Origin of the sequence: Gimesia alba, from assembly GCF_007744675.1 — a bacterium.
GTDB lineage: Bacteria > Planctomycetota > Planctomycetia > Planctomycetales > Planctomycetaceae > Gimesia > Gimesia alba.
Map to the genome: position 1 here is coordinate 4401862 of NZ_CP036269.1, position 23927 is coordinate 4425788.

Consider the following 23927-nt stretch of genomic DNA (forward strand, 5'->3'; position numbering starts at 1 on the left):
ATGTCAGAGAAATATCAGGACGCATGACAAAGACAGGCAAGAAGCTGACCCCGATGATGGAGCGGTATCTGGAAGTCAAAAGCCAGAATCCGGGAACACTGTTATTATTTCGCATGGGCGATTTCTACGAACTGTTTCACGAAGACGCCGAAATCGCCGCCCGTATTCTGGGAATCACACTCACCAGTCGCGATAAGAGTTCCAGCAATCCCGTCCCGATGGCGGGCTTCCCGCATCATTCGCTGGACAGCTATCTCTACAAACTGATTCACGCCGGCTATCGGGCCTCGATCTGCGATCAGGTCGAAGATCCCAAAAAAGCCAAAGGGATGGTCAAACGCGAAGTCACCCGTGTCGTCACCCCCGGCACACTGACCGACGACGCCCTGCTCGACCCGCATGAAAATAATTTCCTCGCCAGTATCTATTTCGGTAAATCCGATATCGGCCTGGCTTGGCTGGAACTTTCGACAGGTCGGTTTTTGACATCCAATACCACCGCCGAGCATCTAGTGGATGAACTGGCCCGCATTCATCCAGCCGAATGCATCTTCGCAGAAGGCAACACCGCACTGCAAAACGCCATCGGGCATCTGGATACCATGCTGACCGAACGCCCTTCCTGGTCGTTCGCCCAGGACGAATGCGAAAGCCGCCTGCTCGAACATTTCGGCACGAAAACACTGGAAGGGTTCAACCTGGAACAGGGAACGCCTTCGATTACCGCCGCCGGTGCCCTGCTGGAATACGTTCAGGAAACCCAGAAAAGTTCGATTCCGCACATCAATCATATTGAACCCTATGAACGCGGCGATCGACTGCTCATCGATGAAGCCACTCGCCGCAGTCTGGAGCTGACCCGCACCATCCGCGAAGGCAAACGCGAGGGAAGCCTGATTTCCGTTCTCGACGAAACCGTGACCTCCATGGGCGCCCGCCTGCTGACGGACTGGATCGCGAACCCGCTCACAAGCCTGTCTGAAATTCTCAGACGGCACGACTCGGTAGAAGAACTGTCACAAAACCCGGTCCTCTGTTCTGAAGTCCGTGATCAACTGGCAAAAACCTACGACCTGCAGCGTCTCACCGCACGCATCGCCACCGGCAGAGCCAGCGCCCGCGATTTGAGTTTCCTGGCACAAACGCTGGCACTGCTTCCGATGCTGAAAGCCAAACTATCGGGCCGGAAATCGGAACTGCTCCAACAACTGGAAGCAGGCATCGACCTCTGTGCCGAGGTCCGTTCCGATATTGAAACCATGATCATTGAAGATCCGCCGCTCACGCTCAATGAAGGAGGCGTGATTCGCCCCGGATTCAGTGAAGAGCTCGACGAACTGCGTTTGCTTTCCAAAGGAGGCAAGGAATGGATCGCCGGGTATCGCAATGAAGAAGCGGAACGGATCGGGATTCCCAATCTGAAAGTCGGTTATAACAAAGTCTTCGGCTATTACCTTGAAGTCTCAGCCGCCCATGCAGCCAAAGTGCCCGAACACTACATCCGCAAGCAGACCCTGAAAAACCAGGAACGCTACATCACCCCGGAATTGAAAGAGTACGAAGAAAAAGTACTCAAGGCCGAAGAACGAGCCATTGAACTGGAACAGACCATGTTCAATGATTTGCGGGAACGCGTTGCGAAAGAAGCCCCGCGCACTCAACAGACAGCGGAGATCCTGGCACAAATCGATGTCCTCTTCGGTCTGGCGCATCTCGCCATGCACGCAGGCTACACACGTCCGGAAATGACGGAAGAACCAGTCCTCGATATCCGAGAGAGTCGGCACCCCGTGCTCGACCGTCTGCAGCCTTCAGGAGAGTTTGTCCCCAACGATGTGTTGCTCGGCGATCCCTACGGACGCGTGCAGATCATCACCGGCCCCAACATGGCCGGAAAAAGTACCTACATCCGCCAGGCAGCATTGCTGACTTTGATGGCACAGATCGGTTCTTTCATTCCTGCCAGCGAAGCACGCATCGGCATCGCCGATCGCATTTTTGCCCGCGTCGGCGCCAGCGATGAATTAAGTAAAGGTCAGAGTACGTTTATGGTCGAAATGACGGAAGCCGCCCGCATTCTGAACTCGGCTTCGGAACGTAGTCTGGTGATTCTGGACGAAATTGGTCGCGGCACCAGCACCTACGATGGCATCTCCCTCGCCTGGTCGATGACGGAATTCCTGCACGATCAAATCAAGGCACGGACTCTGTTTGCCACGCACTATCATGAACTCACCGAACTGACACAAACGCTCAAGCAGGCCAGCAACTGGAATGTCGCCGTACATGAGCAGGATGGCGAGATTGTCTTCCTGCATAAAATTGTGGAAGGCTCCGCGAACAAGAGCTACGGCATCCATGTCGCCCGACTGGCCGGCATTCCCGATCAGGTGATCCAACGCGCCAATCAAATTCTTTCGACTCTGGAAAAAGACCATATCGACGACAGCGGTCAAACCACCATTCCACCGCGACCGCAAAAAAAATCGTCGCACCAGCAACTCTCCCTGTTCGGCAATACACAACACCCCGTTCTGGATGAAATCAGAGATTTGAATGTCGATGAAATGACACCCCTGGCGGCTTTGGAAGAATTATACCGCATTCGAGAACAACTGAACTAATTGACATATTTCTAAAATTTACACCGCCAGACAGTTGAAACAGAACACACCACCCGTACACAATAATATACAGACGTGGCATAATCGTGCCACATTTTGTCAACGTATATTCATTCACCGGGAGATACCATGTTTCAACAGAAAGCTTTGAAGCTGTTCGTCGTTTGGTTCACAGGCATTGCGCTTACCATTTGTACCGCCGATTCCGTACCCGCCCAGAAGAAAGCAGAAGACCCTGCCAAATCCAGTGCAAAAGAGACCAAAACCACACGCAAGAAACCCAAAGGTCGCGTCCCTGCTCACTATGGCAAATTGAAATTGAGCAAGGAACAAAAGGACAAAATTTACTCGATCCGGGCGGAATATAAAACTCAGATTGACAGTCTGAAAAAGCAGTTGGAAGCGCTGAAAGAGAAAGAAAAGCAGGAATGCGAAACCGTTCTGACCGCCGATCAGAAAAAAGATTTGACGAAGTTTGTCGCTGAAGCTGCCAGCAAGCGGAAGGCGAGAAGTAAGAACTGATTCAAAAGAAACAGACTTTATTTCAATGTATTCAGCTGTCAGGGCGTGGTTTCAGATTGAACCACGCCCTTTGTTTTACTGGATCATCCCCGTTATACTTTTCAAAAGACAGGAAACAATATCTGCCATTGAACGCATCTCTGGGCCCAGACATTCAGAAATCATAATCACCTCATGGATTCGGAAAACCATCCTTCGCCGCGGCTCGCTACCGATTTGCCGCCGAATCGATCCAGGAACTCCCGTTGGATTCCTCTCATCCATCTCTTGTTCGTCGTCGTACTGCTCGCGATTCTCACTCCCTATGAATGGGACCGGGTAAACTCAGAAAACCAGCAGCTTCCCTGGCTCACGCGTTTTTTTCTTAACGTCAACGTCGATACAACACCGTACTTCATTTTATTACTACTCAGTCCGCTCTGCTGGTTTTTCTGCCTTCCGATTCAGTTTCGTTTTTTTTCAACCGTTATTCGCCCCAGGCTCTCTGCTGACTGGGTCCGTGAAAAACAAGCCTCAAAACAATGGGATTATTTTGCGTGCTTATTGAGTGTGCTCGTCGCCGCCAGTTCATTCCTGCTGAGTGTCTGGACCGCGGCGCATGTCGTGAATGAGGAACTCAACATCGCACTGGGAGATTTGCCCCCCGCCTATCACGATGAATATAGCTACCTGTTTCAAGCCAACACGTTTCTCGCAGGACAGACCTCGTTTCCCAGCCATCCCGGCGCGACGAAAATTTTCGATCAGGTGCATGTCTTGAATGAAGGCAAACTGGCCAGCCGTTATTTTCCGGGGACTGGTCTCTGGCTGGCACCCTTTGTTGCCTGGGGACATCCTTTTTGGGGCTATTGGCTCGCGGGTGCCATCACGGCGTTTTTTATCTTCTGGGCCGGCAGAGAACTCGCTGGCAACGGGGTCGGTTTGCTGGCTGGTCTGATTGTCGCTCTCTCCCCGGGCATGGCGATTTTCAGTAACCTGCTGTTGGCACATCATCCAACATTAGTCGGCCTCTCACTGTTCCTCTGGGCGTTCTTGCGGATGCAGCGCACACGCTCGTTCCGCGATGCTTTATTGGCGGGGCTGGGACTCTCGTTCGGTATGCTCTGTCGCCCGATGACCGCCGCCGGCTTTGCACTCCCCTTTGGCATCTGGCTGGGAGTCGAAGTCATTCGCTTTTGCTTCAAACGAAAATCGGAAGAAGTGACCTCAGAATCAGCCAGCCCCGTCTTCCCCCTGGTCGCAGGTCTGGCGATTCCCCTGGGCTGTGGTTTGATTGGTCTGTTTTGCTATAACCAGTCCATTACCGGCAGCGGCTGGAAAATGCCTTACCAGCTCTACACCGACATCTACACCCCGCGGCACGTTTACGGCTTCAACAATGTGATTCGGGGAGAACAGAAACTCGGTCCGAAAGTTTTAGACAATTACGACAAATGGGCCGAAAACCTGACGCCAGCGTTAGCAGTTCGCAACGTGCAAAACCGGATTCTGGCCAGCCTGCAGTGGACGCTGGGCATCATTCCTCTCGGACTTGCCGGCCTGATTTTTCTGATCACCGAATGCAGAAGGTGGAGCCGCTGGTGGCTCGTGTTTGCGTCGATCGTCTCTCTGCATGTCGCCCATATTCCGTACTGGTACGACGGCATCATGCACTGGCATTATGTGTTTGAAACCGGCCCACTCTGGGCGTTGATTTTTGCCCGAGTCACACAAACCCTGTTCCGCATCTGGCATCACATCGACCGGCCTTTGATGAGCGGACTCTGGGCCTGCCTGACTCTGGTCGCAGTCCTCACCAATCTGACAGCGATCCCTCCCCTCTGGTCGGTCTCGAAACTGGAAATCGTCGTCAATAATGTTGCTTTTTCCAAATTCAAGCACTTCCAGTTCCAACAGATGATCCACCAGCACCCGCAGATCAAGCAGCCCGCGTTGATACTGGTAAAACATGATCCCTCTGACCGGCACATTGATTATGTCATCAATGATCCGCAGTTAGATCAACCAGTTCTGGTGGGCCGCGATCGCCCTGACCTCTACCCACCGGCAGAGCTGCAGTCCATCTTCCCAGACCGCAATCTGTATCTATTCGACGCGGCACAAAATCGGCTCAGCAGATGGAACGGCGCCTTCTGGGAACCATTCTGATTTAATCAATCGCTGATCTTCACTTTAATCTCGTCAGAGTTGGCCTTCAGTTCCGGTGCATACATGCCATAGCCTTTCGTGGGTAATCCGCTGAAGTGCCCCGGAATTTCCGCACGCAATCGATACGTCAGATTGTGTTTGCCACGCGGCAGTTGTCGAAGATAAAACACCGCCCGATCGTCACGGAACTCCCGATACGCGCCCAGCCCCCGCCAGGAATAACCGCTCCGCAAATCAACGGCTTCCATACCTGCCGCACGAAAATCTTCAAACACCAGGTACTCGTAATCATTCTTACTGTCGAATACGAGTTCCACCTCGACCAGATCACCACTTTTGAGCACGGTATCAGACAGAATTTCCTCGCGCTGATATTTTTCGACGCGCTGATCAACGGCCTGGCCGCGCGAACCAGAGGCTTTCACAGTAGCATCGTCCGGAATGAGCTTATAGTATTTCCGTTGAACTTTGATCTCGAGTCCTGCTGCCGTAATGAAATTCTCTTTCGTGAAGTAGGTCACATAGGCATTGTAATACAGGGGTCCCGAACCTTGCTTACGGATTTCCAGCCGATGGGCGCCCGACGTTAATGCATCCCCTTCCAACACGAATTTGTTATCAAAGGCAAACAGGTTCTCGGCCGTGATTTTGACCTCTTTCTGCTTTTGACCGTCGAGTACAATCTCCAATGTCAGATCAGGCTGATCTTCGCCGCTGGCTTTCCAGTATTCGGCCAGTGCTTCGACGGCAATCGCGGTATCGGAAACCGAATTCCAATACGTCGCATGCTTGCGATTATTGAGCAGATATTTCACCAGCTGTGCCGCCTTGGGATTTTGCGGATCGGCTTTGGAAAGCAGTTTCAGATAATAGGCGTTCGCTTCGACTTCACTCCCATACCAGTGCCACCACCAGTTTCCTTCCGGCAGATTCAAATAAGCGGTCTGATTTTCAGGATCTTGTACCAGATACTGATCCATATTGGTCATAATCATGTCCAATCGATCCTGCCGCTGCATCTCATGCGATGCCAGTCCCAGCATTCCCAGAGCATAAACCGACAGTTTCGTCCGATCCCGATAGAGGAAGTCGTACATGGTTTCGTTGATGACTTTCTCATTCACTAATACCAGAAAGACAAACGCATCCAGATTCGAAGCGGTCTCCTTATAAGGCTTCGTTTTGCTGGGGGCATTCAACAGTTTTTGCAGCTCCTGTTTCTGATAGTTCTTGAGCCATTCCACGCCCCGTTCCAATGTCCCGGGCACCAGCGCAACACCATTCTGTTTTGCCAGACTCAAACCCTGCACAATCCGCGCGGTAAAGTAAGGCGACGAGCGTTCCCGCCAACCGGAGAACCAACCCCAGCCCCCATCCGAAAGCTGCATGCTCGTCAAGTCAGCCACGCCCTGTTTCACAATCCGATCGACTTCGGACTGACTGAATACCGGATTATTTTTGTAGCGTTTCCACTGCGCGGCCCGTTCTTTGTCGTCACCGATTTCCTGGGCATTCAGATTCGTCCGCTTCTCTTCGATTTCCTTGAGATTCAGGCCCATTCGTTTCAGAATGTTTTGTGTCATCACGGTCGGCAGAAAACGATACAGAATACAGTCCGTCGTTTTATGCGGCGTATAAACCAGATACGGCAGGGCATCCACCATCGCTCCTGCCAGAGAGGGTGAATAGCGAAGTTCCAAGCGGCTCTCTTCCGTCTTCCGTTGATTCGGAATCTGGAAACTGATTTGCGCCCCATCTCCGCTGGCAGGAATCATTCCCGTATAGGATTCGGTTTTCAGAATGCCATGCACCTTAACCGGGAAGGTCATCTGCATCGCGTCCGACTCTTCATCGGTCAGTGCTTTCATGCGAATCACTGCGAACCCGGCCCGCACCGCTTTGACCCGCCAGTCGATGCGTTGCTCGCCGTTCGCATCGATTTCCACTGTCTGCGTCATTTCATCCAGTGGTTGTAACGTATCGCCGTCCAGCTCCAGAACGACCTTAACTTGTTTCGATGTCTTCAGGTAATTATGTACGTTCGCACTCAGCACCACCTCATCGGTTTCCACAAAGAACCGTGGTGCCTGCAGTCGCACAATCAGGTTTTTACGCGTGACGACTTCCTTCGTTCCTTCGCCGACCTGGGTTCCCTGCCCCATCGCCCAGCTGCGGATCTTCCAGCTCGTCAGATTCTCCGGCATCTTGAACGAAACCTGAGCCCGCCCTTCTGCATCCGTGTTGATAGCGGCTTTCCAGAACGCGGTATCGGCAAATTTTTCGCGGACGACCGGCTCCACAAATATCGATGTTTCTGCCGGTGCAGCAGCGTCTCCAAAACTGTCCCTCTTCGCCATTCCCGCTGCCATCGGCATGGCGCGTGCTTTACTTTGTATCAGTCCTTCAGCCGCATCCATCGCGCCGACACCAAAGGCAGAGCCTGAGCCATTCATCCCCAGTTCCGATCTTCGCTCCGAGGTAGCCTGGATCAAATGCCCGAACGCGCCGAGCATCTGCATGGCTGCTTCGCCTGATTTCAATAACACATGAAAGCCGCGACTGAGATTGTCTGATGTAGCCGGATGATGCGAACGTTTCCACTTCCAGAAAAAGTCTTTGATGTCCCGTACATTCGGGCCGCCACTGATGTATTCCACACTCTTATCATAGACGCTGACCACCAGCGAACCTTTGATCGGCTCTCCCTGCTCATCCGTGGCTTTCAGTTTAACAGTTGCTTCCTGGCCGGGAAGATATTCCGTTTCTGAAGGCTCTACTTCCAGGTTAACTACCTGCTCTTCAGGCGGAACCGCGATCTGACGTGCAACGGTATGCACTTTTCCCTGATGCACGGTGAAGGCTTCCACAAACAGATTCGGCAGATCTTTGCGGGTCAGGTCGATCTCATAGACCGTACTCTTGCCGGCCAGCTTCAATACATGTGGTTTCGGATAAATGCCGCCCACGGGTCTAACGAACAGCAGCACCGTACTGCCCGGCTGATTTGTGTTGATCAGCAGCCGCACTTTTTCGCCGGGCTGGTAATGTTTTTTGTCAAGAACCAGTTCCAGATCATTAAAGCGATATTCTTTTCCGTCGAAGCCTTCTCCGCGAATCGAAAACAGATATCCCCCTTCGATCTGGTGTCCTTTCTGGTCGGTCACAGTATAAGCAATACGATACTCTCCCGCCTGTGTCGCGGCGATTTTCTGCTCCGCCGTTCCATCCTCTCCGGGATTCAGGTCCCATTCCTGAACGGCGGTCTCTTTAGGCGTTCCTTCTTCGGTGTAAGTCACGCGATATAAAACCAGCTTGCCCGTTCCCGTCACCGGTTTCGAATCCAGTGTTTGAGCTTTGAAAGAAGCCAGCATCGTATCGCCCACACGGTAATATCCCCGATTCATCCAGGCAAAGACCTTGAACGGTTCGCGTGCGACGAGGACCGAACCTTTGCCGACAATCGTACGGCGGGATTCATCGACAACTTCCGCGGTGATTTCGTACTTGTGATCCTGATCGCCGTGAATCGCTTTGGCGAGCGCGGTATCGATTTTGATTTCCACTTCGCCGTCCGACCCGATGGCTACGGTATTCGATTGAACAACTTCCGGCGGACCGGGACGCGGATGAATCCACCAGGGACCGGGGGCGATACAGCCCCACGTTGCCCAGCCGGGATACCAGAAATAATCGCGACCGAACCACCAGTATCCTGAACCATAGAGCCAGTCCCAGCGGTTGTAGGGATACCAGTGCTGGTCATAGGCGGTCCGGGTGACTTTATAAGTCACCTGTGCATTGGTGACCGGGCTGCCGAAATAATATTTGGCTTTGATCTTCGCGGTGACGGTACCCCCCAGCATAACAGGCTCGTCGGGGGCTTCTACCAGCACTTCAAATTCGGGCTTTTTGTATTCTTCGACGCGAAAATTAACCGATCCACGAAGCGTCCGGTTGCGGTGTCCCCGTGCGGGGTCTTTGAACACCAGTTCCAGTCTCAGCGTATACGGCCCCAGGTCGGCATCTTCAGGAATGGTCCAGTCACCGTTGACGCCGCCATATTCATCGGTGGTAAATGTTTTCTCGAAAATCGTTTTCCCGTTCCGGCCATTCAGTTTTAGTTTCACAGTTTTATTGGCAAACTGGGTTTCCTGATCGGGAGTTAAATCGTAGCCGACATTGCGAACCCAGAACTTGAAATCCACTTTCTGTCCCGGTCGGTAGACGGGGCGATCCGTGATGCCATAGATTTTCTGTTGAGAATAATCGGGATTGGGAAGCCGATTGGAATACCAGAAGCGATCAAAGCCGGTAAAGGCAAAACGTCCTTCCTGCGTACGGGCGATCGTGATCCATTGATACCGCTGTTTCAGCAACTGTTTGTCAGGAAACGCCTGACCGTTGGCGTCGGTCTGTTCGGCAAAGTTTTCCGTCAATACTTGATACTGGTTGCGTGCAATGTGTTTTTGTTGATATCCAAAGAATTCCAGATTCGCCCCGGCAATAGGTTTTCCAGTGCGGGCATCCGCCACAAAGTAAAAGGTTTTGTCTGCCATGCGTTTGTGAATGATGGCCGTATCATCCAGCCAGACCACGATCCGGCTGATGTTTCCGTTGTCCATTTTTCCGACCAGCAAATAAGCCCCTGCATTCTGCAAAGGTGTCGTCACCGTAATCTGTCGATCGCGGTGCCCGTCGAGCGGCTTCAAATCCAACCCCCAACGCGAAACTAGATTCCCCTGGTATTTCTTCTGCTGTTCGTGAACCAGGCGATATCCGATATTGGATATATTGATTTTGTTCCAATCCAGCTTTGCCGGTCTCGATTTCAGATACGCTTTCACATCGTCCAACAGTTTCTCGACATGGATCTGATACGCTTCAAATTGCACGTGCTTTCCGTTTCGGAACCGATAATCGACTTTCGCCCCCTGTCCGGCGACCTGAGTATGATTCGGCTCAAACTGTCCCCAGTTCCCGATGATCTGGTTGAGTTGTCGTTGCTTGTAGTGGTCGGGATCACCGTAGGTTTCGATACTCTGCTGCAAATACTTCGCCGCTTCCGAATATTGACGCCGATTTTCAAAGATGCTGGTCAAATCACTTAAAGCACTTTCCCCGGTGGAACTTTTTCCGAGTGCAACCACCTTTCGATAGAGCAGGATAAAATTCACATCATCGGGCAGCGTGAACCGCTTGATCCCGGTTGCCAGACGGGCCATCGTTTCAGTTGGTTTCAGTGTTTCCAGCGAGAACGCGTTGACCTGCTCTTCTTCCTGGCCTCCCTCCCCATCCCTCTGCCGAAAGAAATAGGGCATGTAGTTTTGCAGAGTCTGAACGCCAAACTGACTGCGGTTGAATTGCGCGACCTGATAGAGCGATTCCTGTTCACGTTTCGTATTGAGTTTCCCACTCTGATGCAAGAGCCATCGCCAGCGCTGACCATCATTGGCCGCAGCCGCGAATGATTCCGGCACTTGATAATAAACGGGATCCCCCGCTTCATCGACGGGCGCCCCTTCAGGCCCCGCTACGGGTGCTCCATAAATCCGACGTCCAAATCCACCTCCAAAACCACCGCCTGACTGACTTTCAAGACTGTTGTAGTCGGGCACTTCATTCAAATCGGTCAGGGTCTGTAGCTTCCAGGCATTCCGCCCTTCGCGACCAATCATTAGAACGCGGGCATAATAGGAATATATATCCGACGCCAGTTCGGCATCATCGTTCCCTGCCAGTTCCTTGTCGGCCCGCTCCATCAACCGCAGCGCCGTCAGCCGATCCAGCTCCTGGGTGTTGACATACTGACGGCCTCGATGTGGGCCCCTGATGAATTTGCCGTCGATAATGACGCCAAAGTGCGGCCCATGAACATAACTTTCCGCTAACTTCCATAAGACACGGGGCTGGTCACCATGGACTTTTAAAACCGATTCGCGAAACGCGTCGATCTCATTCACGCGATTGAGCCGTTGCAGACATTGAATGCCTGCTTGCAGATCATGTACGACACCCTGATCGGAATTACTTTTCTGCAGCGCCAGTTTCTGATAGAGCTGCCAGGCATCCCGAAAATTGCCCTGTTTCTGATACTTTTGCGCAACAGCCCGTTCTTCAGTGAGACTTTTCTCTGCAGCAAAGAGATAAACTCCCAGAAACGCAAAAGAAACGAAAACGAATAACCATTGTGCATTTTTCTTCATGCTCAAGTGCAACATCATAGAACCTGTATTATTAAAGATGGGACCTGCGTTTTGAATATTTAGACGGGATCATACTATTTTACGCTTGTTTGACGAACTGAATTTGCCTTCTGTTCCCGGAATTCCCGGATTTTTCACGATCTCTCCAAATCAAGGTAGGAGAACCGTGTCAATTCCGACATAATCTGAATTCTTTTATCACTTACTGATTTTTCTCACACGGATTATATATAAAGAGACGCTTCTATGGATTGGCTGACAGCAGCTTTAACGCTCTGTGGTTACCTGATCACCCTGGCTCTGATTCCCAATATCCTGCTGCAGAAGAAACGCCACCCGGTTTCAACCGTCTCCTGGATCTTGACCATTCTGCTGTTACCCGGTCTGGGGGGCATCATCTATCTGTTTTTCGGAATTAACCGCGTGCAGAGACGTTCGCTTTCCAAAGAAAAAGCCAATCAGTCGCTCGCCCCCAAGCTTCCGCAGGTCATACAAAATCAGTTGCTCTCCCGGGAAGATTATCTGCCCCTCAATCAGAATTTGATGCGTCTGGCACAGAACATCACTCATACGGTACCCACGTTTGGAAACCAGATTGAACTCTTAAATGATACAAATCGTACACTGGGATTGATCAAACAGGCGATCTTGAACGCCGAGCACTCTCTGCATCTGGAATACTATATCTGGCAGCCGGATCGCTCCGGCACGATGGTACGTGATCTTCTCATCGAAAAAGCCAAAACGGGAGTCGAAGTGCGTTTTCTGTACGACGGCTTTGGTTCACTGAATTTGCGCAATCGTTTTTTCAAACCGATGCTGGAAGCCGGAATTAAAGTGGCACCGTTTCTTCCCGGTGCCAGTTTTCGAGAACGCTGGTCGTTCAATTTACGGAATCACCGGAAACTGGTCATCGTCGACGGAAAAGTTGCCTTCACTGGCGGTATGAATATCGGCGATGAATACCTGGGACAGGATGCCGTGCTGGGCTTCTGGCGCGATACGCACCTCAAAATCGAAGGTCCCGAGGCGCTGCAGTTACAACAGGTCTTTGCCGAAGACTGGTTTTTTGCGACGGGCGAAGCATTAACTCAGCCCCAGTATTACCCTGCCCCTCCCACAACGGGGAACAATACCGCACAAACGCTTTCTTCAGGACCGGAAAAAAATGCCGATGTCTTTCTGACTCTGTTCTTCGCCGCAATCAATGAAGCACGTGAAAGCATTCTGCTGGCGACCTCGTATTTTGTCCCTCCGGAATCACTGACGACCGCCCTCGAATCGGCTGCCCAACGGGGAGTGAAAGTGACGCTACTGGTCGCTGGAAAATCGGCCAACCCGACCACCGTGTATGCAGGCCGTTCCTATTACGATTCGCTGCTGGACGCCGGCGTGGAAATCTATGAATACAACAAAGGCATCATTCATTCAAAATCAATGACCATTGATGGCTGTTGGTCGCTCGTCGGAACCGCTAACTTTGACTTCCGCAGTTTAATCCTGAACTTTGAGGTTGGTCTGGCCATCTATGATCGAAAATTTGCAGCGCGGTTGAAAGAATCAATCGACAACGATCTTCTGGGGGCCGTCAAAATCACAGAAGAGGATTGGGACAAGCGCAGCAAGCTGGTCATTTTGAGACAGAATCTGTGTCGGCTGTTTGCCCCGGTCATGTAGCAGAACAAACATGTTATCAATCGAAATTAACGAGTCGTATGCCGATATGCCTGCGAAGCCCCCTCAGGCAATGTTGTCAGATATCCGAATAACTGGATCGCTTCCTCTTTGGTCAACAGATTCAGCAACCCTTCCGGCATCGATGACTTTTTGACCGGAATAATTTCGTCTACCTCATCTTTGTTAATCAGCTGCTTTGTGCCTTCGTTTGTTAACAGCATAATCTGGTCCGGCCCCGCCGCTCCCATCATGCCCGTCAATACTTTACCGGCCTCAGTAATGATCGTATATGTCGGATACTCTTCTGACACGAAATGCGAGGGAAAAATCGTGGCCTGCATGATCTCTTTCCGCTGTAATCGGCGACTGACGTGCGTCAGATCCGGTCCCACTTTTTCTCCCAGTTTTCCATAGCGGTGACATTTGACGCACGTCGCTTTGACATACGCTTTCTCTCCCAGCTTCAAATCAAAGGATTTCTTGGATCGCTTCCGCAAGTCGCTCTGTAATTCCTGAAATTTCCAGCGGCTGTCTTTCGCTTCGACCGGCAAAGTGGCAGCTAACTCGTCGGGGTACGTTTCCGCAAACCAGTTCTGCCAAATAAGCATCGGCGTTTGCTTCTCACCAGACAGCTGTGTTAGCTGCTTCCCCGTCCAATGCTCTAACAGATCAGAAGCAAGCTGTTGCCCTTCCGCATCCTGTTTCAGTCCGACCAGAATGGCCTGGCGAATCCATTGGGCTTTGTTCGAGCGACGACGAAATTTCGTCAACGTTTTCATGACTGCTTTCGCCTGCTCCCCTTCAACCATGTTCAGAGAACGAACTAATATGCGCCAGTCAGCATCCCGTCGCTGATTCTCCCGGGCATACCAGCTGATAGCTTCTGCCACATCATTCCGGCGCTCCGGATAGGACTCGTACAATTCATGCAAATAGATCAACGTCGGTTCGTCAGCGATCCGTGCCATCGCGATCAGCAATGCATTGATCGTGCGATCTGCCTGCATTTCACGAAGATTCTTGTTTTGAATTTTGATCTCCAGGTTGCGTAACGCCGGAAATTCAGCCCCCGTCATTCGTTCCAGCGGTTGACCTTCGAATAGAATCCGATAATCCCCCGGAGCCACTTCTTCCAGAACCGTGCTCTCCAGGCCCTCAATCGGCAGTGACAGAGCAGATTTTTCCGCCAATCCTACCGACGGTAAACAGACAATCAACAATAAAATCACCGCACTAATATTGCTGAATTTACTCCCGGTGATCATGGTTCGTATCCTGTCTATGCCAGAGGCGCGGCCTTAGATGCTAAAATGAAATCTGATTCCTAATCTTACTGAAGTTAGCAGGCCGCACACTATGTTCATTTCCCGTTTTTGTTTAAAATTTAGTCAGTTCAACTTGAAAGAAAACGATTATTGCGAATGCTCTAACCTCAGATGTGAGCGGCTCGGCGCTAGCCGCCGTTTATAGCCAAAGTGAAAACGGTGGCTAGCGCCATTCCGCTCACCTGACATTTGCCGTTCGCTTTCAGGCCAGTCCGTTTTTTACAGACACCACCCATTATTCAGGGACGAAACATGATCGCAACACATTCCACCTGCCAAAACTGGTTCCCCATCATCCTCGCATTAACACTGCTTGTATTCCCAGTTGGATGTACCTCTCAACAAGATTCCAAACCAGAGAGCACAAAAACAGAGGCATCCAGTCAAACCGAGGCCCAAACCCCTGCTGAAGTATCTAAGCCGGAAAAAACGATTGAGATCACACTGACCTTATCCGACGCGAAAGGCTTTCAGGAGATCCTCGAACAACAAAAAGGGAAAGTCGTGCTCGTCGATTTCTGGGCCACCTGGTGTATCCCTTGTGTCAAGAATTTCCACCATACGGTCGAATGGAATAAAAAGTTCGCCGATCAGGGCCTGTCGGTCATTTCGGTCAGCATGGATGAGTCGGACGAAGCAACACAAAAAGCAGTCTTAGAGTTTCTGGAATCACAGGACGCCCAGTTCACGAACATCCTGGCGACCGCGACGGGCGAAGAGGACCCGATGGACACGTTCGGAATCGATGGCGGGGCCTTGCCACATTATCGGATTTACGACCGAGCAGGTCAGTTGGTTAAGAAGTTTTCCTTTGCTGATCCGAGCAAATCGTTCACCCAGGCAGATATCGAGACTGCTTTAGAGGCAACTCTGAAACAGAAACCGGAATAAACGCCTTCTCTCGATTGAGTGGAAAACATGATCCGTAAACTCTGGTCGACGTTTATCGATGAGCTGTTTGGCTTTTATCTCCTGCATCGGTTCTTCTATTACAAGAAACAACCGCTGGTCGTTTCCAACGCAGGCGAATCGGTGCCCGAACTCCATAGCGGCGACCTGACCACTTTTTTTTCGCCCGTTCCCGCAGCGGCACAACTGGAATACCAGCCCCGCTTACGACCGGCATCAAAGATTACCTTTGATGCCGCCGAGGTCGAGGATTTCCAATTTCCCAGTTCCATTCAAACGACATTTCCTGAGAATGATCTGGTGAAAGGTCGCCACTGGAAATCCACGGCTGTTTCACGCGAATCGGGAGTATCGCCGCGATATACCGTGGTCGCCGTCGATGGAATCGTGCAGATGGGCGTTCGCAGTTTTAACAGACTCGCACAACGACTCACCCCCGCTGGCGTGGATGTCGTGATGTTGGATAGTCCCTTTAATTACCGACGCACGCCGGCCGGTTATCGCCCCGGGCAACTGATTGCCGGCGGCAATCTGGATCATCAGCTCACCGTTGCCCGGCAAGGGGTATTGGACCTGTGGAGCCTGATTCTCTCCTTACAGAACCAGGGACATCAGATCGGCCTCGTGGGCATCAGCCACGGTGCCTGGATGTCCCTGACCGCTGCCTTGTTGATCGACCAACTCGAATTCGTAATGGCGATCACTCCCCCCGTTGACCTGTTCCATATCCTGGAAGAAGGGGGAACAGTTGTGAATGCGATTCGCCGTGGTGTCGGCCATGATGTCACTGATCCGGAACGGCTGGAACAACTCACGCGCCCCCTGGTGATCCCCAACTGGCAGCCCCGTCTGGACACTGCTGCCATCCAGTTGCACGTCGCCGACTTCGATCGCTTTGTCCCCTCATTCCGCATTCAAGCACTGGCCGAACAATGGCAGGCAAAATCCTCCCACCATCGATTAGGTCACATCGAAGCCACCACAGGCCCGAAGGTCGTCGCACAGGTCGCGGAAGACATTCTCCAGTTCTGGAAGCAAACGGCTGAGTAATATTATTTTGCCCCCCATCCGATTTTGACTCTTCAAAACCAGTGACTCCCGTCAGAAAACCAATCGTCACAATCTGTACGATCTGTACTGTTTCGCTGATGATTTTATTTTCTCAAAAGAATTTGTTGATTAATTGCATCATGTTGTCGTAATGAAACATATCCTTGGAGTAGAGCCTCAATCGCAAAATTCTAAAATGAACTCTGCCGATTGAAGCTGTCGGCGGGCCAGCTTTCTTGATCTACCGAGTTAGGTTAAGAAATTTTATTCGTCTCTATAGTAAACCGTTTTCGAATTCCTCTCAAAACGGTAACTGCCAAGGGGGCAACGATGCAGGTACAAGTTCGCGATTTAATGACGGTCAATCCGGTCAGTGTGCTGACGGGAACATGTCTTCAGGAAGCGGCGACGCAAATGATCCTGGCCGAATCTGCTGAGATCTATGTGATTGATCAGCAACACAAGCTTATCGGGGTGGTCCCCGATTATGCGATTCTCAAGCACAAACTGATGCACCAGCATCTGAATGATCCCATCGACTCGATTATGAACGTGCAACTCGAGTCACTCTCCCCCGAAGACGACGCACTGCAACTGGCCCACCTCTTTCGCGATCGCCGCAACAGCTGTATGGCTGTTACGGAACAAGGCCGGCTGGTCGGCAAACTGAGCTGCCGAGATCTCTTCCGCACCATCATGACTCTGGATTCGATTGAATCAACAGAAGAACAGGCATCGGAATCAGATTCACAGTCCACGGCAGAATCCAGTTCCCCCGCTTCTTCGATGAACCCGCCTCACCTCAGCCGCTACAGTCTGCGAAAACAACTGCTCCAGCTAAATGGCCTGAAGAGTCAGTAAACCTGCCTCGTGACCTGTCAACTTTGGGCCTTTAAGTCAATGCCCATATCCTCAAACAGGTATATCATATCTTCCCAAACATTTTTCTTCGCGGAGGGATTGCGCAACAGATACGACGGATGATACGTGCAGACAACCCGCGCCCGACCGTACTCATAAAACTGTCCCCGCATCTTCCCAATCGGCATTTCGGAATGCAGCAGATTCTTCGCCGCCACCGAGCCCCAGCAGACAATGTAATCGGGATCGACGATTTCAATTTGCGCGTCCAGAAAACCACGGCAGTTGTCGGCTTCTTCATTTGACGGGTTCCGGTTTCCCGGCGGGCGACAGCGCAGAATATTCGCAATATAAATATCACTGCGTTTCATCTGACAGGCTTCGATAATCTTATCCAGCAGCTTCCCTGCCCGACCCACGAACGGCTCCCCCTGCTTATCCTCGTCGGCACCGGGGGCTTCGCCGATAAACATGATTTTTGCGCGAGGATTTCCCACACCAAAGACGGTTTGCGTTCGCGTCGAAGCCAGCTCTGGGCATTTTTTACATTTCGCAACCTTCGCGGCGACGATCTCCAACTCTGCCTGCCGTTCGGCCTTGGTCAATTTCGATTTTGCTATTCGAGCCACACTCATTTCCTTTCGAGGGGTTTCAGTCTCGTTGACGACATCACGGGGTGCGATCTCGGCCGGCGTTGACGGCATCTGTGATCCTGCTTCCAGCACCGGTTGTGTTTCCTTCTGAACCGGAGAGGGTGCAGGCGGTTGAGAAACAACGGGCGCAGCCGGTTGAATCGCGGGAACTTCTTCGACAGATGATTGCGAAACCGGAACCACACGCTTCAAATGTGTGACTCCCGCACGTTGCCAGCTTTCAATTAATTGGCGGGCTGCCCGCTGCGAACGTCGGTCCGCACTTTCATTCATGACGCATGACCTGTCTTTATCGTTTCACCTTACAACCCGGCACTGCAGCTTTGAACTTATCGACACCTTCATCAGTCACTTGAGAGAAACTGAGCTGAAGCTCTTTGAGATTTTTCAAAGCAGCCAGCTTTTCCAGGCCTTCATCACCAATTTCCGTTTTACTCAAATTGAGGTATTCGAGCTTTTTGAGCGGCAACAACGCATCTAAACCCTCATCGGTGATCTGCGTCCCTTCCAGATTGAGGCGATTCAGCTCGGTGAAACCGGAAATGATTTTTAAACCTGCGTCTGTGGTTTCAGTTCCCCATAGCCCCAGCCGCGTCAGTTTTTTCAGATCTTTAATCTGTTCCAGGCCTTGGTCACCGATCATCGATTCATCCAGATCGAGATAGGTCAAATTTGTTAAACCGGACAGATTCTTCATTCCCTCATCCGTCACCACGGTATCTCGCAAATGCAGTGTCTGGAGATTTTTCATGTCCTTGATGTTCTCAATACCAGGATTGCCCACAAAGTCCCGCCGCAAATGCAAGGCTTCCATGTTGGTCATGTTTTTCAGATGCTTCATGCCCTCATCGGAAATCTCGGTATCGTCCAGTTCCAATGAAACCAGATTTTTATCCTTGAGCAGTTCCAGCGTTTTATCGGAAATATTGCGCCCCCAGGTATTCAACCGCTGCAGATTGGGAAGCTGTGCGACATCTTTCATACCCTCATCGGTTACCTGTGTCGCCTGTACCTTGAGCACTTTCAGGTTCTTCATCCCTTTAATCAACGGCATGCCTTCATCGTTGATTTCCTTATTGAACCGCAGATCGAGGTCTTTCAACTTGGGAAACGCGGCGACCACTTTCAAAGCGTCATTGGTAATATTCGTTGCCCGCAAGGAAAGCACCTGCAGATCCTGTAGATCAGCCAGATTCCTGACGCCTTCATCACCAATGGCGGTCGCCTCCAGATTTAAGAACCACAGTTTTTTCTTCTTGCCGATCTCTTCGGTCGCCGTATCGGTAAAATTGGGGCCCCAGATGATCAATCGCTCCAGTGAAGGCAGCCCCGCCAGATGCTTCAGGTCTTCATCTTTGGCGTTGGTGCCTTTCAAATCTAGAATCAGCACGCGCCCATCATCGGACAACACCATCTTCGCATCGAGATCTTTGAAAGCCTGAACCGCGTCAGGCGAATCCGGTTCAGCCGCCGGCTTCAGTTTCGCATCCTTCGCCTGTTCACCCGCACCGGTTGATGTCGATTTTTCCTGAGAGGCAGGAGTCGGGGGCGCACTCGATTTAGGGCATCCCGTTAACAGACATAATCCTACCAGAGAAAGAATCGCTTTCGTTTTCATACTAACATCCCTTGTTGTGCTCAATCCGGCTCATTAATTCCGTGATTCAAATCATTCTGCGAGAGCATACCAGATTCTCAAATGTCTTTCAGCTTTCAGAACGAAAACCGACCAACATCAAAGTTTCATCGAACCCTCCTACGATACTAACAATCATCCCCAAAATAGACCCCTCGCAGAAACATTGCAATTCAAAGCATCCCTTTTCTGCAACTACTTGCGATTCCCTACCCAAACTGAGTATACTCAAATGACATAAACGCACCCCGATGCGTTTAGCTTGCATACAGACCTGTTTACCAGCCCGTACTGAAATACGACGCCAATAAATTAAAGGATCTACAAGTGACACACCGCCTCCCCCTCGCCCCCCTGCGATTATTGAGTCTGAGCTTAGTCCTCTGTCTGTTCTGCCAGCAGGTGCCCGCCAAAGACTGGCCCACCTATCTGGTCGACAAAGAACGAGCCGGTGCGACTTCCGATACCTTCCAGCTACCATTAACCCCCGCCTGGAAGTACGCGGCTCCCGCTGCTCCCAAAACAGGTCAAACCGATCCGGGTGAGCGCGTCATTGAAGGGCACGATCTCGAATCACGCGTCGACTTTGACGATGCCTTCCAGGTCGCACTGGCACAAGGCAAGGCTTATTTCGGTTCTTCCGTCGATCATCAGATGCGATGTGTCGACTTGAAATCCGGCAAGGTCCTCTGGCGATTCTTTACAGGCGGCCCGATCCGTTTAGCACCGACTTATGACAACTCCAAAATTTACTTCGGCTCGGATGATGGCTTCGTGTATTGCCTGGATGCCGCGACCGGAAAAGAAGTCTGGAAATTACGAGCCGGGCTTAACGAAGAAATGATCATTGCCCGGGGAGAAATGGTTTCACGCTGGCCCGTCAGAACGAGTATTCTATTAGATGACGGCATCGCCTACTTTGGAGCCGGAATTTTCCCTCATGAAAACATTTACCTTTACGCCGTGAATGCCGACTCCGGTAAAGTCGTCTGGAAAATCGACAATCTCAGCCAGACCAGTGCCGGTCGCAATGAACTTTCGCCACAGGGTTACCTGCTCGCCAACGACGAATATCTGTTCATTCCCTCCGGTCGCTCTCTGCCCGCTGCCTTCAACAAGAAAACGGGAGAGCAGGAACACAAGCGATCATACAGCTGGAGAAGCACAGCCGGCGGCGTGGTCGGCGGGACGCAGGCCTTACTCGCTGACGGTCAAATCTACTCCATGGGAGCCCACCACATCCTGGCATTATCTCAGGATAAAGGGGATGTCGGTTTTGCCTGGATCAATGGTCAACAAATGGCCGTTCAGGGAGAGTTCGCCTATCTCGCGACGGGAAGCGAAGTCCTCAAAGTCAATCGGCAGGAACATGCCGTCGGCTCACAAAAGGCACACAAAAATGACATGACCATTAAGAGCCTGTTTTCCAAACTGCGGAGCCTCAAAGGTGAAAAAGCGAAAGCCGCCCGCGCGGAAATCAAAACACTTCAGGATGAAAACAAAAAGTACGCCAAAGCAGGCCTGATCTGGGAACAGGCAACACCCGCCCGTGACTCGCTGATTGTCGCGGGAGACAAAGTCGTTGTCGGCGGTCAGGATCAGGTTTTGATTCTCGATGAGAAATCAGGCAAGGTCCTGGAAACACTGAAAGTCAAAGGGCAGGCACGCGGCCTGGCGGTCTCAGACGGCCAACTCGTCGTCAGCACTTCCGCCGGAGATGTCATCGCCTTTCGTTCTGCGACAGACACCAAATCTTCCGAACAGCCTGTTGACGCCGTCACTCTCAAAACACCTTACCCCGAAGACAAGCTGACATCCCTGTATGAACAGGCTGCCAAAGATATTTTGACTCACACCAATGTCAAAGACGGCTTCTGTCTCGTACTGGGCAATGAAGACGGCAGACTCGCCTATGAACTGGCACGGAACAGTAACCTGAAGATCTACTGTATCGAACCCGATAGTGCCAAAGTCGCAGCCGCCCGCGAGAAACTCAGCCAGGCAGGCTATTACGGTCACCGAATTACCATCCACCAGACGGAACTCTCTCCGCTCCCTTATTCGCGGTACTTCGCCAATCTGATCGTTTCCGACACCCTGCTCAAAACCGGTCAGATTCCGGGAATTCCCAAAGATATCGCCACTCACGTCAAACCGCTCGGCGGAACGATCTGCCTGGGTGCTCCTGCGAATCCGAAATCAGAAACAACCGCCTCTTCGAAATTAACGGATTGGCTTAAACAGACCAAGCTCGGTGAGACGGCGCAGATCAAAGACCTCGGTAGCTATGCCCTGCTCAAACGGGGTGCCTTACCAGGTGCCGGTAGTTGGTCGCATCAATATGGTGATCCGGGAAATACTGCCAGCAGTAAAGATCAGCGCGTCCGCGGCGGCTTGGGTGTACTCTGGTTTGGTGATCCCGGCGAAAAGAAAATGGTCAACCGCCACGAAGGAGCCGTCGGCCCGCTGGCAATTAACGGCCGCCTGTTCATTCAAGGCGAAAGCACCATCATGGCGTTCGACGCCTACAACGGCCTATTCCTCTGGGAACGCGAAAACCCACAGGCCATTCGAACCGGCGTCTTTCAAAACCAGAACCCCGGTAACCTCGTCGCCAGCGACGACAGCCTGTTCTTCATGATGAAAGAGAGCTGTTACCAGTTGGATGCCGCGACTGGCAAAACCGTCGCGAAAATCCCACTGCCGGAAAAACTCAACGATGGAAAACATGAGTGGGGTTATCTCGCGTATCAGGACGGTCTGATTTTTGGAACCGCCACCACGCGAAATGAACTCGAAGCTCGTCTCAAGCGACGCGGTCGTAAAACAGACGACTCCACCGACGCCCTGTTTGCCATTGATGTCAAAACCGGCAAACCGGTCTGGAGCTATCAGGGCAAGAATATCGCCCACCATACCATCGCCATCGGCCCGGAAGCCGCTTATTTCATCGACAGCTCCATCACAAGTGAGCAACGTGCTGACATTTTACGTCAGGATAAATCACACCTGAAAGAGCTGACCGGCAAAGAACGCGAAATCGCCGAAGATCGCCTGAAAAAACAGGACCTGCGTCTGGCCGTCGCCCTCGACATTAAGACCGGTAAAAAACTCTGGGCGAATCCCGTCGATGTGACCGACTGTAGTGAAATCGGCATCGGGGGCGGCAAATTAACGCTGCTCTACCAGAACAATGTCTTAGTCATCTGTGGGGCGAATGCCAACGGCCACTATTGGAAACAGTTCATCGCCGGCGATTTCTCCCGCCGTCGAATGGTGGCACTCAACTCCGCCGATGGTTCGATTCTTTGGAAGAAAGACGCCAACTATCGGCATCGCCCGATTATCGTCGGCGACAAAATCATCGCCGAGCCCTGGTCCTACGACCTTTACACCGGAATTCAACATACACGCAAACATCCCCTCACCGGGCAGCAGGTTCCCTGGAGTATCATGCGGGAAGGCCATCACTGCGGCATGCTCGCGGCTTCAGAAAATCTGTTGATGTTCCGTTCCGGCTACACCGGCTTTTACGACCTCGAAAAAGACGGCGGCACGCGGCACTTCGCCGGTCATCGGACCGGCTGCTGGATCAACGCCATTCCTGCCAACGGTCTGGTGATGATTCCCGAATCCAGTGCCGGCTGTGTCTGCCTGTTCTCGATTTCTTCGACCATTGTATTGGAACCGCGCGAAGAACGGACTCACTGGACCATCTTCAGCTCGGTCGGTCCGAAAACCCCCGTGCAACACATGGCCCTCAACATGGGAGCTCCCGGCGACCGACGCGATGCCCATGGCACGGTCTGGATGGCGTATCCCCGTCCACGCCCCAGCCGGGAAACCGGACTCGACTTCAAATTTGACATCAAACCGAAATTCACCGCAGGCGGTGGATATAACAGCCTCAATGAAATCACCCACCCCGTCAAAGAAGCAGAACCACCCTGGGTCTATACATCATGGGCACGCGGTTTACAAGAATGTACGATCCCCCTGTTAGGCAAGAACGATGCTCCTGCCACCTACACAGTAGAACTTTCGTTCTCGGATCTGGAACCGGTCGCGTTGAAAGATCAGCAGGAACCGCCTCTGTTTGAGATCAAACTGCAAGGAAAAGTCGTTAAAAAGGACTTCAATCCTCACGCAGCGAAAACAGTTCAGGTACAGAAATTTGACGGCGTCTCTGTGAAAGATAATCTGCAACTGGAATTTGTTCCACAAAATGAAAGCGCAAAACAAATGCCACCTGCATTAAGTGGAATTGAAATTATCCGCTCAGATTCATAGACTGGCATTCAGATTCCGATCTTGAACCA

12 protein-coding genes are annotated in these 23927 nt (G+C 51.8%); 8 read left to right on the forward strand and 4 right to left on the reverse strand.

Features of this window, described 5'->3' with window-relative positions; genetic code table 11:
• The first annotated feature begins 23 nt into the window (after positions 1-23).
• From mutS to Pan241w_RS16305, 3 genes are all read left to right on the forward strand, one after another.
• Positions 24-2624 (forward strand): DNA mismatch repair protein MutS, encoded by a 2601-nt coding sequence (gene mutS, locus Pan241w_RS16295; protein WP_145217886.1) that lies wholly within the window; start codon positions 24-26, stop codon positions 2622-2624.
• Between the two features lie 129 nt (positions 2625-2753).
• A complete protein-coding gene (locus Pan241w_RS16300) occupies positions 2754-3146 on the forward strand; it encodes a hypothetical protein (RefSeq protein WP_145217888.1) in 393 nt (130 codons plus the stop codon).
• Between the two features lie 174 nt (positions 3147-3320).
• Positions 3321-5294 (forward strand): ArnT family glycosyltransferase, encoded by a 1974-nt coding sequence (locus Pan241w_RS16305; protein ID WP_145217890.1) that lies wholly within the window; start codon positions 3321-3323, stop codon positions 5292-5294.
• A 5-nt stretch (positions 5295-5299) separates the two neighbouring features.
• Here the strand turns inward: Pan241w_RS16305 and Pan241w_RS16310 are convergent, their stop codons facing one another.
• Positions 5300-11497, reverse strand: a complete 6198-nt coding sequence (locus Pan241w_RS16310; RefSeq protein ID WP_145223419.1) for an alpha-2-macroglobulin family protein — start codon at positions 11495-11497, stop codon at positions 5300-5302.
• A gap of 246 nt (positions 11498-11743) precedes the next feature.
• On the opposite strand from Pan241w_RS16310, the gene cls reads away from it, so the two are divergent.
• On the forward strand, positions 11744-13174 hold the full coding sequence (cls, locus tag Pan241w_RS16315; protein ID WP_145217892.1) for a cardiolipin synthase: 1431 nt from the start codon (positions 11744-11746) through the stop codon (positions 13172-13174).
• Positions 13175-13200: 26 nt separating this feature from the next.
• Here cls and Pan241w_RS16320 read toward each other — a convergent pair whose 3' ends face one another.
• Positions 13201-14439, reverse strand: coding sequence for a c-type cytochrome (locus tag Pan241w_RS16320; RefSeq protein WP_145217894.1), 1239 nt, complete (start codon positions 14437-14439; stop codon positions 13201-13203).
• 312 nt (positions 14440-14751) lie between these two features.
• Between Pan241w_RS16320 and Pan241w_RS16325 the strand changes: the two genes are divergently transcribed.
• The 3 genes from Pan241w_RS16325 to Pan241w_RS16335 all read left to right on the forward strand — a co-directional run bounded on the left by Pan241w_RS16325 (position 14752) and on the right by Pan241w_RS16335 (position 17319).
• Positions 14752-15390, forward strand: a complete 639-nt coding sequence (locus Pan241w_RS16325) for a TlpA disulfide reductase family protein (RefSeq protein WP_145217896.1) — start codon at positions 14752-14754, stop codon at positions 15388-15390.
• 27 nt (positions 15391-15417) lie between these two features.
• Positions 15418-16458, forward strand: a complete 1041-nt coding sequence (locus Pan241w_RS16330; protein ID WP_145217898.1) for an alpha/beta hydrolase — start codon at positions 15418-15420, stop codon at positions 16456-16458.
• Between the two features lie 330 nt (positions 16459-16788).
• Complete coding sequence (locus Pan241w_RS16335; protein WP_145217900.1) at positions 16789-17319, forward strand: CBS domain-containing protein; 531 nt, start codon at positions 16789-16791, stop codon at positions 17317-17319.
• Between the two features lie 17 nt (positions 17320-17336).
• Here the strand turns inward: Pan241w_RS16335 and Pan241w_RS16340 are convergent, their stop codons facing one another.
• Together Pan241w_RS16340 and Pan241w_RS16345 are read right to left on the reverse strand one after the other, a co-directional pair.
• On the reverse strand, positions 17337-18245 hold the full coding sequence (locus Pan241w_RS16340) for a uracil-DNA glycosylase (protein ID WP_145217902.1): 909 nt from the start codon (positions 18243-18245) through the stop codon (positions 17337-17339).
• A gap of 16 nt (positions 18246-18261) precedes the next feature.
• Entirely contained in the window at positions 18262-19590 is a 1329-nt protein-coding gene (locus tag Pan241w_RS16345) for a leucine-rich repeat domain-containing protein (RefSeq protein WP_145217904.1), read from the reverse strand.
• 345 nt (positions 19591-19935) lie between these two features.
• Between Pan241w_RS16345 and Pan241w_RS16350 the strand changes: the two genes are divergently transcribed.
• The gene (locus Pan241w_RS16350) at positions 19936-23898 is read left to right on the forward strand and encodes an outer membrane protein assembly factor BamB family protein (RefSeq protein WP_145217906.1); all 3963 of its coding nucleotides are present in this window, start codon (positions 19936-19938) and stop codon (positions 23896-23898) included.
• Positions 23899-23927: the final 29 nt, after the last annotated feature.